This is a genomic window from Mesorhizobium sp. YC-39, from assembly GCF_025753795.1.
Classification (GTDB): domain Bacteria; phylum Pseudomonadota; class Alphaproteobacteria; order Rhizobiales; family Rhizobiaceae; genus Mesorhizobium.
Map to the genome: position 1 here is coordinate 1342669 of NZ_JAOWPS010000002.1, position 13831 is coordinate 1356499.

The 13831-nt window shown below is 63.7% G+C and carries 14 protein-coding genes; 4 read left to right on the forward strand and 10 right to left on the reverse strand.

Annotated elements, in window-relative coordinates; translation table 11 throughout:
• Positions 1 to 20: 20 nt before the first annotated feature.
• Both OHD62_RS16000 and OHD62_RS16005 read left to right on the forward strand, forming a co-directional pair.
• The gene (locus tag OHD62_RS16000) at positions 21 to 695 is read left to right on the forward strand and encodes a cysteine hydrolase family protein (protein WP_263783741.1); all 675 of its coding nucleotides are present in this window, start codon (positions 21 to 23) and stop codon (positions 693 to 695) included.
• A 1-nt stretch (position 696) separates the two neighbouring features.
• On the forward strand, positions 697 to 1029 hold the full coding sequence (locus OHD62_RS16005; RefSeq protein WP_263783742.1) for a GYD domain-containing protein: 333 nt from the start codon (positions 697 to 699) through the stop codon (positions 1027 to 1029).
• Between the two features lie 9 nt (positions 1030 to 1038).
• Here OHD62_RS16005 and OHD62_RS16010 read toward each other — a convergent pair whose 3' ends face one another.
• The 3 genes from OHD62_RS16010 to OHD62_RS16020 all read right to left on the reverse strand — a co-directional run bounded on the left by OHD62_RS16010 (position 1039) and on the right by OHD62_RS16020 (position 3317).
• Positions 1039 to 1980: an LLM class flavin-dependent oxidoreductase gene (locus tag OHD62_RS16010; RefSeq protein WP_263783743.1), complete on the reverse strand. Its 942-nt coding sequence runs from the start codon at positions 1978 to 1980 to the stop codon at positions 1039 to 1041.
• 141 nt (positions 1981 to 2121) lie between these two features.
• Positions 2122 to 2277, reverse strand: coding sequence for a hypothetical protein (locus OHD62_RS16015; RefSeq protein WP_006327243.1), 156 nt, complete (start codon positions 2275 to 2277; stop codon positions 2122 to 2124).
• Positions 2278 to 2489: 212 nt separating this feature from the next.
• Positions 2490 to 3317: a helix-turn-helix transcriptional regulator gene (locus tag OHD62_RS16020; protein WP_263783744.1), complete on the reverse strand. Its 828-nt coding sequence runs from the start codon at positions 3315 to 3317 to the stop codon at positions 2490 to 2492.
• A gap of 132 nt (positions 3318 to 3449) precedes the next feature.
• Here OHD62_RS16020 and OHD62_RS16025 point away from each other — a divergent pair, with 132 nt between their 5' ends.
• The gene (locus OHD62_RS16025; protein WP_263783745.1) at positions 3450 to 4964 is read left to right on the forward strand and encodes an amino acid permease; all 1515 of its coding nucleotides are present in this window, start codon (positions 3450 to 3452) and stop codon (positions 4962 to 4964) included.
• A gap of 57 nt (positions 4965 to 5021) precedes the next feature.
• On the forward strand, positions 5022 to 5789 hold the full coding sequence (locus tag OHD62_RS16030) for an SDR family NAD(P)-dependent oxidoreductase (RefSeq protein WP_263783746.1): 768 nt from the start codon (positions 5022 to 5024) through the stop codon (positions 5787 to 5789).
• Between the two features lie 228 nt (positions 5790 to 6017).
• Here OHD62_RS16030 and OHD62_RS16035 read toward each other — a convergent pair whose 3' ends face one another.
• The 7 genes from OHD62_RS16035 to OHD62_RS16065 all read right to left on the reverse strand — a co-directional run bounded on the left by OHD62_RS16035 (position 6018) and on the right by OHD62_RS16065 (position 13757).
• Positions 6018 to 6962: an ABC transporter permease gene (locus tag OHD62_RS16035; RefSeq protein WP_263783747.1), complete on the reverse strand. Its 945-nt coding sequence runs from the start codon at positions 6960 to 6962 to the stop codon at positions 6018 to 6020.
• On the reverse strand, positions 6962 to 8014 hold the full coding sequence (locus tag OHD62_RS16040; protein WP_263783748.1) for an ABC transporter permease: 1053 nt from the start codon (positions 8012 to 8014) through the stop codon (positions 6962 to 6964). The genes OHD62_RS16035 and OHD62_RS16040 overlap by 1 nt, the downstream gene beginning before the upstream one ends.
• Complete coding sequence (locus tag OHD62_RS16045) at positions 8014 to 9534, reverse strand: ABC transporter ATP-binding protein (protein WP_263783749.1); 1521 nt, start codon at positions 9532 to 9534, stop codon at positions 8014 to 8016. Before OHD62_RS16045 ends, OHD62_RS16040 begins: the two co-directional genes overlap by 1 nt.
• Before the next feature lie 178 nt (positions 9535 to 9712).
• On the reverse strand, positions 9713 to 10744 hold the full coding sequence (locus OHD62_RS16050; RefSeq protein ID WP_263783750.1) for a BMP family protein: 1032 nt from the start codon (positions 10742 to 10744) through the stop codon (positions 9713 to 9715).
• A gap of 152 nt (positions 10745 to 10896) precedes the next feature.
• Entirely contained in the window at positions 10897 to 12102 is a 1206-nt protein-coding gene (gene pcaF, locus OHD62_RS16055; protein WP_263783751.1) for a 3-oxoadipyl-CoA thiolase, read from the reverse strand.
• Positions 12103 to 12903: a CoA-transferase subunit beta gene (locus OHD62_RS16060; RefSeq protein ID WP_263783752.1), complete on the reverse strand. Its 801-nt coding sequence runs from the start codon at positions 12901 to 12903 to the stop codon at positions 12103 to 12105.
• Complete coding sequence (locus OHD62_RS16065) at positions 12900 to 13757, reverse strand: CoA transferase subunit A (protein ID WP_263783753.1); 858 nt, start codon at positions 13755 to 13757, stop codon at positions 12900 to 12902. The genes OHD62_RS16060 and OHD62_RS16065 overlap by 4 nt, the downstream gene beginning before the upstream one ends.
• Between the last annotated feature and the right edge of the window lie 74 nt (positions 13758 to 13831).

Here is a 13831-nt window from a genome sequence, read left to right on the forward strand (position 1 = left end):
TCGCTGCAGAAAGAGAAAAAATGATCAAGGCGACACCTTTCGATTTCCCCTATGATGGCAAGCTGGTGCCTGGAAATACCGCCCTGATCGTCATCGACCTGCAGGAGGATTTCCTGTCGACTACAGGCTATTTCGCCAGGCAGGGTTACGATCCCTCGCCATTGCGAGCCATCCTGCCGACGGTAAACCGCCTGATCGCTGCCGCCCGCGCGGCGGGCATGAAAATCATCCACACAAGGCAAGGCTACCGGGCCGACATGGCCGACATGACGCCTTACGAGAAATGGCGCCGCAAGCGGGCCGGCCTCGAGGGAACCGACATCCTGCTGCGTTCAAGCCCCGGCTTCCAGATCGTTCCCGAGATCGATGTCGCGGCTGAAGACATCATCGTCGACAAGACCTGCAACGGCGCCTTCACCTACACCGATTTCGAACACGTGCTGCGCGCGCAAGGCATCACCCATCTCATGTTTTCGGGATGCACGACCGATGTCTGCGTGCATACCACCTTGCGCGAGGCCTGCGACCGGAACTTTCAGTGCCTGACCATCTCGGATGCCTGCGCCAGCGGCGACAGACAAGCGCATGAGGCCGCGCTGCACATGGTGACGGTCGAGAATGGCATCTTCGGCGCACTGACGGATTCGAGCGCCGTCATCGCCGCGCTATCGCAACTCTCCGGCAAGGGACACTGAGATGTCGGGCGAGACTGCTGGCACACCGGCCGCGACCAGCCGGCTTTACATTTCGCTGATGCGGTTGACGGACAAGGGGCTGGCGGAACTAGCCGGCAGCCCCGATCGCCGGAAGATCAGCGAGGAGCGGGTCGCGGCCCTCGGCGGCAAATCCATCGCTTTCTATGCCACGCTTGGCGCCTATGACTTCGTCCAGGTCTTCGAAATGCCTGACAACGAGGCCATGCTGCAATATGTGCTCACGGCCCGGCGGGACGGCTTCGTCGAGCCGCTTATTCTGCCGGCATTCGATCCGCAAACCTACGGCGCAATTGTCGAGCGCGTCCTGAAGTAACGACCGCTCTCAGCCGACCCGCACGTCCTGCGCCACGCGCGAGGCAAACGCGCCCGGCTGCGGAACCTCGGCCTCGCGGCGCGCCAGCGAATTGCGCAAGAGTGCGATCGTTTCGCGCGCGCCGAACGCGATCTCGCGCGGCCTGTCGACGCCAACGATCATGAACTCCTGGATACCCAAAGCCGCGTAGGGGAGCAGTGACAGCGCGACCTGCGCCGGCGGCCCGGCGATCTCGACCGCCTTTTGGCAGGAGGCTGCATTGCCCGCCGAACCAATCCGGACGGGAAGCGCGAAGCGCAGCCTACCGGCCCGGCCATGCTCGGCGGCGGCGCTACGCACCCGCTCCATCAATTGCCGGATCTCGTCGAGCGAGCCTGGCGTGAGCTCGAAGACATCGGCATGCCGGCCGGCCACTTTCAGCGCCGTTCCGGACTGTCCGCCCATGCGGATGGTCACATCGGCGCCATGTGGCCCCTTGCGCGGCACATAACCGCCCTTGATGCTGTAGAAGGCGCCTTCATGGTCGAAGGGCCGGTCGTTCGCCCACAGCCGCTTCAAGAGCACCAGATATTCGTCGATGCGCTGCCAGACGACGGTATGGCCGACCGGGCGCGTCTCGGCATCGTCGTCGCTCAGCGGCTCGCTGAGCATCCTGAGCGACAGCCGCCCGCCACTTTTCATGTCGAGGCCCGCTAGCTGCCGTGCCGCCACGGTCGGCTCGATCACGCCAGCCCAATGCGTCAGAACGACTTCCAGCGACGAGGTGCGGCCCAGTGCCTGGGCAGCGAGGTCCATATTGGTCAGCAATCCGGCCGGATCGTCGACGACGATCTTCTGGAATCCGGCGTCCTCGATAAGCGACAGCTTGGTCGCGGTCTCGACGAAATCGTAGAAAAAGCTGGCGTTGGCGGGTTGCGTTTTACCGGGAACATGCGTGAACTCGATCGGCATTGCCATCTCCTCCATCACGTTGGAAATATGGGCATCACGTTGAATCACGGGCGCGCGAAAGCGCTCCGGCATTCGGCTCATTCAACTCCGGTACTTCTGAAAGCGGCTATTTCTGAAACGGCAAGCCGCTCGCCGATGAGATCAGGGAATCAAGCCCAGAACGACTGCCCCGGTGAACACGAACGCAAGGGCAAAGACGAGATAGGCGAAAGCGCCTGCATAGGCCGGCCGAAAGGTCTGGGCATTGGCCAGCCTTTGGCCGTTGCGATCAGTCTGGGTGTTCTGGATATAGGACATATCGACCTCCGTCTCGCCAATTAATCTATAAAATCAGTAGACTTTGTCGAGTGCTATTTTTGGGCAATTTATAGAATGGATTTCTCAAATCGTCCGAAAGATTGGTTTTGTTTACCGAGTACTGCCCTGCCAGGAACAATCGCCAGGAAGGACGACGAAGCCGAGCCACGGAATCGCCACAGTCCAACAACTGTACCAGGAGGTCGCACAGGTCAGCGCTCAGCCAGCAGATGCTTGATGAACAGGTTGAACAATTCAGTCTGGCTGGAAATGTCGAGCTTGGCATAGATGTGCTTGCGATGGATCTTCACCGTGCCTTCGGCGATCTCCAGGATCCTGCCGATCGACATGCTGGAATGGCCGCGCAGGATGAGGCTGACAATGCCTTGCTCGCGCCGCGTCAGCCGGGACGGTGCGAAAGTTTCGAACGCCTGCTCGACATCCTGGCTGGCGGGCTTCGGCTCGGCAAGGGAACCGGCCGGCGCCAGATGCTCCCAATGGCGCTGTGCAAGAATCGTCACCATCGCCGCGGTTTGCCGGAGACGGCCAAAATCCTCGTCCGAGAATGGCGGGCTGGCGTTCGCGCGAAGCAGCGAATAGGCAAGATAGAAGCTGCCCTGCACCGGAACGAGAAAGACGATCTCTTCGGCCAGCGTGCCGGATTCCATCGAAATGCAGGGATGCACGTCGGGGGAATTATAGTATTCGCCCTCGAAGAAGGCATCCGGCGCCAGGTCGCGCAAGCGGTGCAGCCCTTGCGGGGCGCGCCGCGCGCAGGCCGAATAAACGGCATCCAGAAGATAGGTGCCGTTGAGATAGTTGGTCATGATTTGGGTCGAGGAGACAGCGCCAAGACCGTCATGGAGAAACATAGGCCGCGCGCGGCCGGGATAGGCGAACACGCAGCTCAGATCGAACGGCGCCACTGCCCGCAAGGCGCCATCGAGCCTTTCGGCGAAACCTTGCTTGCCGATCAGCGACACGAGATCGGGCAAGGCCTCGTGCCAGGCCGCCAGTGCCGACAGATGTGATCCTTCCATCGAAACGCCCTCGCATCTGCACGTTCTGGAGGCAGCCTCGCCTGACCGACATATCTCCTTGGGGATATATACGCCGACGAAGCGCTCTTGAACTATGCCCGGATCGCAAATGGCAAACCAAGGGGAACGGCGATGACGGAGCAGATTGCGGATCGCGGCACGGGCGGTGTCACCTATCAGAGCGTCGACAGGGACTATTTCGAGCAGCGCCAGTTGCAGCGCCATGCCGGCCTGTTCGCGTTGTGGATGATGGGCGTGGGCGCTGTCGTTGCCGGCGAGTATTCCGGCTGGAACATCGGCCTAGCGCAAGGAGGCTTCGGCGGCATGCTGCTCGCCGCGCTGATCATCGGCTTCATGTATATCTGCCTGTGCTGTTCGATCGGCGAGATGAGTGCCGCCTTGCCGCACACCGGCGGCGCCTATTCCTTCTCGCGCACCGCGCTTGGCCCCTGGGGTGGTTTCACCACCGGCCTTGCCGAAAACATCGAGTTCGTGCTGGCGCCCGCCGCCAACATGTTCTTCATGAGCTCATACCTCGCGGCAATCTTCGGCACGCCGGAAAGCGCGCTGCCGCTGTGGTGGGTGGCCGGCTATGTCGTGATGCTTGGGCTTTCCCTGCGCGGGCTCGAATTGTCGATGAAGGTCGTCATCTATGTCACCGTTGCGGCGATCGCCGTGCTGCTGTTCTTCTTCGTCGTGGCGATCCCGCATGTCGACTTCTTCAAATACGCGCTGAACATCGGCGCGGCGGCGGATGGTCCGGCCGCATTGGCCGAGGGCAATGGCCCGTGGCTGCCCTTCGGTTTCACCGGCGTGATGCTCGCTTTGCCCTTTGGCGTCTATATGTTCCTGGCGGTCGAGCAATTGCCGTTGACCGCGGAGGAGGCCAGGAACCCGACCCGCGACATGCCGCGCGCGCTGATCCTGTCGATCGTGACGCTGATTGCCCTGGCGCTCGGCGTGCTGTTCTTCAGCGCCTCCATCCCGCAGGGCGCGCACGCCATGGGCTCGTCTGGCGAACCGCTGCTCGACGGCTTCCGCACCATATTCGGCGACGGCTGGGCAAAGCTGCTCGCCTCGGTCGCGGTGCTCGGTCTCGCCGCCAGCTTCTTTGCCGGCAGCTTCGCCTCGGGCCGCAACATCTATTCGCTGTCGCGGGCCGGTTATCTGCCGACGGCGCTCTCAGTAACCGGCGCCCGCACCAAGACCCCCAACCGGGCGCTCACCACCGGCTCAGCCATGGCTTTGTTCATGCTGCTTCTGGTCTGGTATCTCGGCGGCAATAACAATGTCGCCTTCATGGGCGGCTTCCTCGTCAGCATGATCGTGTTCGCCGGCATGGTCTCCTACATCTTGCAGAGCATCGCTTACCTGCGCCTGCGCACGCTCTATACCTCGATATCGCGGCCCTTCGTCAGCCCGCTCGGCAGGTTCGGCGCCTATGCCACGATTCTGATCTGCATCGTCACGCTCGCCTACCAGTTCTTCGACCCGCTCTATCGTTGGGCAGCGATCGCGGCGGCGGTCTGGTATGCGATCGGCCTCGCCTATTTCGCCTTCTACCGCCGCCACCGGCTGGTGCTGTCGCCGGAAGAGGAGTTCGCGGTGTCCGGTGGCTCGCTTGGCCATCCGGCGCGCGAGGGATAGCATCGCCGCAGAAGCGGCAATGCGACGTGACAAAAAGCAGACACAGGGAGCATAGACATGGGCACGAGACTGGCCGGCAAGGTCGCCATCATCTCCGGCGGCGCGACGGGGATGGGCGGGGCGGCATCGGAGCTGTTCGCCGCGGAAGGCGCCAAGGTGGCAATCATCGACCGCAATGGTGACGCGGCTGCCGCCACCGCAGCCGCGATCCGGGCTCGAGGCCATGTCGCCGAGCATTTCGTGGCTGATGTCTCGGATCAAGCCCAGGTCGAGGCGGCGGTGAAGGGCGCGACGGACAAATTCGGCCCGGTCACCGTGTTGTTCAACCATGCCGGCACCATCGTCATCAAACCTTTCCTGGAGACGACGGTTCAGGAATGGGACTGGCTGCATGCCGTCAATGTCCGCTCGATGTTCCTCATGACGCGCGCCGTGCTGCCCGGCATGATATCGGCCGGCGGCGGCTCGATCGTCTGCACCTCGTCGATCTCGGCAGTGGTGGCGACACCGAACGAGGTGCTCTACGACACCACCAAGGGCGCCTGCCACATGTTCGCGCGCGCCATCGCCGTCGAGTTCCGCGACCGCAACATCCGCTGCAACGCCGTCTGCCCTGGTTTCATCCGCACGCCGCACGGGCTGCGCGAGGTCGCCGACCTCGGCAAGCTCGGCGTCGACGTCTCCGACGCGGCACTTGCCGCGCAGCAAGGGCGGATCGGCGAGCCGGAAGAGGTGGCGAAGGCGGCGCTGTATCTCGCCAGCGACGAGGCCAGCTTCGTCAACGGCGCGCATCTGTTCGTCGATAACGGCTTTACCGCGATGTAATGGACAGCCTGGCGCCCTTCCTCTCTCCCCATCGATCGGGGGAGAGGTGTCGAGCGTAGCTCGACGGAGTGGGGGTCGACCTTGGGGCGGCGCGACAAGACGTTGCTTGCGCCTCGGTCCATCCTATGTCCGTTCGCGGCGGCGGTTGACAGGTGGTTCCCCCACTCCGTCTCGGCTTCGCCGAGCCACCTCTCCCCTCCGGAGGGAGAGGAAGGGAGTCCTGCTCGCCTACCGCTCTTCCCTGCGGAACGGCTTGAGCAGCGCCGATGGCGCCACCGCGTTGCGCGACATGAAAGCCATCGCAACGATGGTGAAGATGAAGGGCAGCATCAGGAACGCTTCGTAGGGGATATGGCCGAGCCCGCTCGCCTGCATGCGCAATTGCAAGGCATCGACGAAGGCGAACAGCAGCGCGGCACCCGCCGAGCGCCACGGGTCCCAGCGGCCGAAGACGACGAGCGCGATCGCCACCCAGCCGCGCCCAGAGACAACGCCGAAGGTGAAGGCGTTGAACTGCGCCATCGACAGGAAGGCACCGGCCAGCCCCATCAGGGCGCCGCCGAGAATGACCGCCTGGAAGCGCGTCGCAATCACGCTGACCCCGGCCGAATCGGCGGCGCGGGGATTCTCACCGACCATGCGCACCGACAGGCCCCAGGGCGTGCGGTAGAGCACGAAGGCGGCCAGAGGTATGGCCAGCATTGCCATGTAGACCAGCGCAAACTGGTTGAACACCGCCGGCCCGAGCACGGGAATGTCGGAAAGAACAGGGATCGGCAGCGTGGCGAAACCCTTGATGCTCGGCGGCACCGATTGCTGGCCGAAGATCAGCCGATAGAGGAAATAGGCAAGGCCCGAGGAGAACAAGGTGACGCCGATGCCGCAGACATGCTGGCTCAAGCCCAGCGCCACCGTGAACAGCGCATGCAGCGCGCCCATCAGCATGCCGGTCAACACCGCCGCCAGCACGCCGAGCCACAGGCTGCCGCTGAGGCTGGTGGCCGTAAAACCGGTCATCGCCGACAACAGCATGATGCCCTCGATGCCGAGATTGAGCACACCAGCCCGTTCGGAGAACATTTCGCCGAGCGTCGCAAAAGCCAGCGGCGTGGCGATGCGGATGATCGCGGCGAGGAAGCCGACCTGAAAAATCTGTTCCAGCACCACGCTCATCATGCCACCCCGATGCGGCGAATGCGATAGGCGGTGAACAGCAGCGCCACCAGCATGGCAAGCAGCGCCGTGCCCTGGATGACATCGCTGAGGAAGGCCGGAACGCCTGTCGCACGCGACATCGCCTCGGCGCCGGTCATGACGGCGGCAAGGAAGATCGCCGCGGGCACAACGCCGAGCGGATTGAGCCGCGCCAGCATGGCGACGACAATGCCGGAATAGCCATAGCCCGGCGAGATGTCGCTCATCACCTGGAAATGCACGCCGCCGACCTCGCCGACCCCAGCCAGACCGGCGAGCGCCCCGGAGAGCAACGCTGTCGAGAGCAGCACGCGTTCGACACTGATGCCGCCATAGCGCGCCGCTTCGGGGTTCTCGCCGGTGACCCTGATCCGGAAGCCGAGTGTCGTGCGTACGATCAGGAACCAGACAATGGGTGCGGCGATCAGCGCCACCACGACGCCGAGATGCAGCCTGGTGCCTTCCATCAGCACCGGGAAATTCGCCGTATCCTCGATCGGCGGCGAGATCGGATAACCGCTGAAGGAGTCCTTCCAGGGCCCTTCGATCAGCGCCATCAGCGCATAGAAGATGACCGAGTTGAGGAGCAGCGAGCTGACCACGTCATCCACCTTGAACTTCACCCGCAGCGTTGCCGGGATCAGGGCAACAGCGGCACCGGCCGCAGCACCCGCCCCCGCCATCAACAGCATGGCGAGCGGTCCCGGCATCGGAATGGCGCCAACCGCGCAACTCGCCACAGCGCCGGCCAGCAATTGCCCTTCGGCGCCGATGTTCCAGAATTTGGCGCGGAAGGCGACGGCGACGGCAAGTCCGGTGAAGATCATCGGGGTTGCCCGAACCAGCGTTTCGGTGATGGCGTAGCTGTCGCCAAGCGAGGCCGAGAACATCACGCCATAGGCCTCGATGACGCCGGCGCCAGCCAGCGCAATGAGGCCGCTGCACAGGATTAGCGTTGCTGCGATCGCCAGCAGCGGCAGCGCCAGATTGAACCAGGCGGGCGTCGAGATGCGGGCTTCGAGGCGGAACATCAGGCCGCTTCCTCGGCCTGCCCGGCCCCGGTCATCATCAGGCCGAGTCGCGCGATCGTGGCGTCCGCGCTGTCGAGCGTGCCGGCGATGCGCCCCTCATACATCACCGCGATGCGGTCGCAGAGCATCAGCAGCTCTTCCAAATCCTCGCCGATCACGATGATGCCGCAGCCCTTGGCGCGCATGTCGAGGAATTTCTCATGGATGAAGCGGGCCGCGCCGATATCGAGGCCGCGTGTCGGCTGCGACACGATCAGCACCTTGGGATCGAAGGCAAGTTCGCGCGCCAGCAGCGCCTTCTGCAAATTGCCGCCGGACAAGGCGCCGGCGCGCGTCATCGGCCCGGGACAACGAATGTCATAGGCCTTGATCTGCGCCTCGGCGAAGGCGCGGATCGCATCCGGTCTGAGCAACCCCTTGTTGCTGAACGCAGCTGTGCCAATGCGCGGCAGCACCATGGAATCGGCGAGCGGCAGGTTGGTGACCAGCCCCGTCGTCATGCGGTCTTCCGGGATGCGGCCGAGGCCGAGCGCCTGCACCGCGCGTGGTGAGAATTGCGAGACCGCTTTGCCGGCTATCGTCATCCGCCCGGCATCGGGCGCGAGCACGCCGGAGATCACCTCGGCAAGCGCCCGCTGGCCATTGCCGGAGACGCCGGCAATGCCGAGGATCTCGCCAGCGCGGACGAAGAGGGAGACGTCGCGCAGCGCCATGCCCGAATGGCGCGACGTCGAAATGCTCTCGATGGTCAACACCGCCGCACCTGGCGTCGACGGTCCTCTGGCCGGCGGAACGATCTCGTGGCCGCACATCAGCCGCGCCATCTCCGAGGATGTCGTGTTGGCGGGCGTGTCGACGCGGCCGGCAACGCGCCCGTGCCGTAGCACCACGCAGCGATGCGTCAGCGCCCGGACCTCGTTCAGCTTGTGCGAGATGAAGATGATGCCGAGGCCCTGGGCGGCCATCGAGCGTAACGCCGCAAACAGCCCGTCGATCTCGCTCGGCGCCAGCACCGCCGTCGGCTCGTCGAGGATCAGGAGCCTGGCGCCGCGAAACAGCGCCTTGACGATTTCCAGCCGCTGCTGTTCGCCGACCGACAGCGCCGCAACCGGAAGGTCGGGATCGAGCGTCAGCCCATGCTGCCGGCCGATTTCGCCAAGCCGCGCCAGTCCACCGGCGCGATCGATACGGCCCGACTTGCCTGGAATGCCGATGAGCAGGTTTTCCAGCACCGACAGCCGTGGCGCGAGGTGAAAATGCTGGTGCACCATGCCGATCCCGGCGGCAAGCGCATCGGCCGAGCTGTTGATCGTCACCGGTCGGCCCTCGATCAGGATCTCACCGGCATCCGGCGCATAGGCGCCGAACAGCACATTCATCAGCGTCGTCTTGCCGGCGCCATTCTCGCCGAGCAGCCCAAGAATTTCGCCCGGCGCGACCTGCAGATCGATCGCCTCGTTCGCCCTGACGGCGCCGAAGCTCTTGGTGATGCCGCGCATTTCGATGAGAGGAGGGGGCAAGGGCGGAATCCTAGAAGCGTTGGCACGGATACCCCTCCCCCTTGAGGGGAGGGTGCCGAGCGAAGCGAGGCGGGAGGGGTCGCCTCAACCGCCTCGACATTTGACTTGAAAGGATGGAGCGCGCCGCGGAGGACCCCACCCGGCCCTTCGGGCCACCCTCCCCTCAAGGGGGAGGGACTTAATCCGAGACCGGCGTGTTCTCGTCCACGTCGACGCGGAAAATGCCATCGAGGATTTCGGCCTTCTTCTTCTCGACCAGTTCCTTGACGTCCGCCGGCAGCGTCTTGTCGAATTTGTGGTAGGGCGCAAGATGCGAGCCGCCCTTGGCCATGCGCGAGAAATCGCCGTAATCCTGCGCCGTGAAGACGCCGGCCTTGACCAGCTTGATCGCCTGTTCGACCGTCGGATACATGTTCCAGACCGGCCCGGTGATCACCGTGTCGGGGCCGAGGCTCGACTGGTCGGACATGTTGGAGATGGCGAGGATCTTCTTCTCTACCGCCGCTTCGATGACGCCGAAGCGCTCGGCATAGATCACGTCGACGCCGGCGTCGATCTGCGCGATCGCGGCTTCCTTGGCCTTTGGCGGGTCGAAGAAGGAACCGATGAAGGCGACCTTTTTCTTGATATCAGGATTGACCTCCTTGGCGCCGGCAAAGAAAGCGTTGACCAGCCGGTTAACCTCGGGAATGCCCATCGCCGCCACCGCGCCGACCGTGCCTGATTTCGACATCTTGCCGGCGATCAGGCCGGAGAGATAGGCCGGTTCGTGGATCCAGTTGTCGAAGACGCCGAAATTCGGCTCCGCCGGTCCCGCGCCCGAGCCGAACAGCCACGCGACCTTCGGGAACTGCTTCGCGGTCCTGCGCGATTCGCGCTCGGCCGCGAAGGCATCGCCCAGCACCAGCTCATAGCCGCCTTGCGCATATTCGCGCATGACGCGACTGAAGTCGGCGGTCTGTACCTTCTCCGACCATTTGTACTCGATGCCGAGTTCCTTCTCGGCCTTCTGCAAGGCGACATGGATCTGGTTATCCCATGGCTCCTCGATCGGCGTGGCGAAGATCGCCGCCACCTTCAGCTTCTTGTCCTGCGACCAGGCCCTGCCCGGCAGCATGGCCGCCGCCAGGCCGAGTGCGCCCAGCTCCAGCACATTGCGGCGCGAAAAACCTTCGCGTTTCGATTGGAATCTGCTCTTCCCGTTTGCCATTCTCATACCCCTCTGTTCGACAGCCATGTCGAGCCGGCTGTTCGCTAAAATATGAAGACAGGGAACTATGGAACGACGCCGGACTTTTGTCCACATGGTCAAATTTGATCGCGGCAAGACTCTGCCGCCAAGACGACCAAAAGGACCGGAGATCAAACCCGTTCGAGTGCTATCGCAATGCCTTGGCCGACGCCGATGCACATGGTAGCCAGCGCATAGCGGCCGCCACCTTCGCGAAGCTCCAGCGCCGCCGTGCCTGAAATACGCGCGCCCGACATGCCGAGCGGATGGCCGAGCGCGATGGCGCCGCCATTCGGGTTGACGTGCTTGGCGTCCTCGCCAATGCCGAGCTGGCGCAGCACCGCGATACCTTGCGAGGCAAAGGCTTCGTTGAGCTCGACGACATCGAACTGCTGCGGCGTCAGGCCAAGCCGCGCGCACAACTTCCGCGTCGCCGGCACTGGGCCGATGCCCATGACACGTGGCGCGACGCCGGCGGTTGCTCCGCCGAGGACGCGAGCAATCGGCGTCAGGCCATACCTTTTCACGGCCGCTTCCGAGGCAATGACCAGCGCCGCAGCGCCATCATTGACGCCCGACGCGTTGCCGGCGGTGACAGTGCCACCTTGCCGGAACGGCGTCGGCAGCTTCGCCAGCGCCTCGATCGTCGTGCCCGCGCGCGGATGTTCATCTTTGGAAACGATAATCGGGTCGCCCTTGCGTTGCGGGATGGTCACCGCTGTGATCTCTTTCGCCAGTCGGCCATTGGCTTGTGCGGCGACCGCCTTGTCCTGGCTGCGCACGGCAAATGCATCCTGGTCCGCGCGGGAGACGGCGAACTCTTCCGCCACGTTCTCGCCGGTCTCCGGCATCGAATCGACACCATACTGCTGCTTCATCAGCGGATTGACGAAGCGCCAGCCGATGGTGGTGTCGTGGATCTCGGCATTGCGCGAGAAGGCCGTCTCGGCCTTGGGCATAACGAACGGCGCACGCGACATCGACTCGACGCCGCCTGCTATCATCAGCTCCGCCTCGCCAGCCTTGATCGCGCGCGCGGCGATGATGACGGCATCCATGCCCGAACCGCACAGCCGGTTGACGGTCGAGCCGGAAATCTCCTTGGGCAGGCCGGCCAGCAGCAGGGACATCCGCGCCACATTGCGGTTGTCCTCGCCGGCCTGATTGGCGCAGCCATAGACGACGTCGTCGACCGCTTGCCAGTCGATGCCGGAATTGCGCTCGACCAGTGCCTTCAGCGGCACGGCGCCAAGATCGTCGGTGCGGACCGAGGACAGCGCCCCGCCGAAGCGCCCGATCGGCGTGCGGATATAGTCGCAGATATAGGCCTCGGCCATTTATGCCGCCTTCTCTTTTCCGGTTGCCGCATGCGCCGCCTTGGTGCGGGCCTGCAGGTCGCGCAACGTCTTCAGTTCGAGCGCGGTCGGCGCTGGCGTTTCTTCGAGCGCATCGGTGAATTTCACCGTCCAGCCGCAGGTCGCCTGCACCTCGGCGCGCGAGACGCCCGGATGCAGCGACACCACCGTGAATTCCTTGGTCACCGGGTCGGGTTTCCAGATGGCGAGGTCGGTGATCAGCAGCGTCGGGCCTGCTGTCTCGATGCCGAGGCGTTTTCGGTGATCGCCGCCCTCGCCATGGCCGAAGGAGGTATAGAAGTCGATTGTCTCAACCATGCCGCGCTTCGACTGCGCCATGGTGATGTAGATCTCCTTCGACGAGGTGGCGATCTCCGGCGCGCCGCCGCCGCCGGGCAGCCGCGTCTTCGGGTGAAGATAGTCGCCGATGACCGTGGTGTTGATGTTGCCGAACTTGTCAAGTTGGGCGGCACCAAGGAAGCCGATCGAGATGCGGCCACCCTGCAGCCAGTAGCGGAACATCTCCGGCACGGAGACGGTGGTGACGGCGGTATCGCACAATTCGCCGTCGCCGATCGACAGCGGCAGAACATTGGGCGCGGTACCGATCGTGCCGCTCTCATAGATCAGCGTGATGTCGGGCGCATGCGTCAGCCGCGCGACATTGCAGGCGGCCGACGGCGCGCCGATGCCGACAAAACAGACATCGTTGTTCTTCAGCGCCCGGCTGGCGGCGATCGTCATCATTTCGTTGGGCGTGAAACCCAGCTTGCTATCGCTCATGCCGCAATCCTCAGATGCTCGACGCGGGCAGCGAAATCGTCAGCGGTCCTTTCCATGACATTCTTCTGCATCCACGCCCGGAATTTTTCACGGTCGGCGGCGATCTCGTCCCATTCGAGATAGGCGGCATTGTCTCTGATATAATAGCCATGCGTATAGGATGGGTGCGACCCGCCCGGCACGACCGAAATAGCTGATATCGTCCAGCTCGGCAGCACGGTCAAATTGGGATGCAATTCGTCGAAATTGTCGACCACTTCCTCCACCGTCACCACCGCGCGCTTTGCTGCCAGAACCGCTTCCTTCTGGATGCCGATGATGCCCTCGACCAGCACATTGCCTTTCCTGTCGGCTTTCTGCGCGTGGATGAAGGTGACGTCGGGACGGATGGCGGGAACCGCGGCCAGCACCTCCCCGGTGAACGGGCAAGAAACCGTTTTGATGTTCGGATTGACCGCAGCCAGCCCGGCGCCGCGATAGCCGCGGAACACGGCGCAAGGCAGACCGGCGGCACCCGCCTCATAGGCATTGGCCATGCCGGCATGGCTGTGCTCCTCGACCTCGATCAGCCGGGGAAAACCGTTCTCGATGGCGTCGCGGGCGCGCCGCAGCAGCCCGACGCCGGGATTGCCGAGATAGGAGAAGACGATCTTCCTGGCCATGCCCATGCCGATCATCTGGTCGTAGATAAGGTCCGGCGTCATGCGGATCAGCGTCAGCTCGCGAAACCCCTGGCGGATCGCCTCATGCGCCGCGGCAGTCGGGATCAAATGGGTAAAGCCCTCGAAGGCGACCGTGTCGCCATCGTTCAAATTCCACGCCACGGCCTCGCTGAGCGGCAGGAATTTGACCATCGTCCATGCTCCAAAGCTCAAAAAGTTCGTATTGCGAACTTATGTTTTATATGGGATACTTTTACGTCGGGTTT

Excerpts from the sequence above, each read along its gene's own strand:
- OHD62_RS16030 (WP_263783746.1), top strand. The coding sequence starts at position 5,022 with ATGGGCACGAGACTGGCCGGCAAGGTCGCCATCATCTCCGGCGGCGCG.
- OHD62_RS16010 (WP_263783743.1), bottom strand. The coding sequence starts at position 1,980 with ATGCCGATCGAGTTCACGCATGTTCCCGGTAAAACGCAACCCGCCAAC.
- OHD62_RS16040 (WP_263783748.1), bottom strand. The coding sequence starts at position 8,014 with ATGTTCCGCCTCGAAGCCCGCATCTCGACGCCCGCCTGGTTCAATCTG.
- OHD62_RS16035 (WP_263783747.1), bottom strand. The coding sequence starts at position 6,962 with ATGAGCGTGGTGCTGGAACAGATTTTTCAGGTCGGCTTCCTCGCCGCG.
- OHD62_RS16015 (WP_006327243.1), bottom strand. The coding sequence starts at position 2,277 with ATGTCCTATATCCAGAACACCCAGACTGATCGCAACGGCCAAAGGCTG.
- OHD62_RS16025 (WP_263783745.1), top strand. The coding sequence starts at position 3,450 with ATGACGGAGCAGATTGCGGATCGCGGCACGGGCGGTGTCACCTATCAG.
- pcaF (WP_263783751.1), bottom strand. The coding sequence starts at position 12,102 with ATGGCCGAGGCCTATATCTGCGACTATATCCGCACGCCGATCGGGCGC.
- OHD62_RS16060 (WP_263783752.1), bottom strand. The coding sequence starts at position 12,903 with ATGAGCGATAGCAAGCTGGGTTTCACGCCCAACGAAATGATGACGATC.
- OHD62_RS16000 (WP_263783741.1), top strand. The coding sequence starts at position 21 with ATGATCAAGGCGACACCTTTCGATTTCCCCTATGATGGCAAGCTGGTG.
- OHD62_RS16065 (WP_263783753.1), bottom strand. The coding sequence starts at position 13,757 with ATGGTCAAATTCCTGCCGCTCAGCGAGGCCGTGGCGTGGAATTTGAAC.
- OHD62_RS16050 (WP_263783750.1), bottom strand. The coding sequence starts at position 10,744 with ATGGCAAACGGGAAGAGCAGATTCCAATCGAAACGCGAAGGTTTTTCG.
- OHD62_RS16020 (WP_263783744.1), bottom strand. The coding sequence starts at position 3,317 with ATGGAAGGATCACATCTGTCGGCACTGGCGGCCTGGCACGAGGCCTTG.
- OHD62_RS16005 (WP_263783742.1), top strand. The coding sequence starts at position 697 with ATGTCGGGCGAGACTGCTGGCACACCGGCCGCGACCAGCCGGCTTTAC.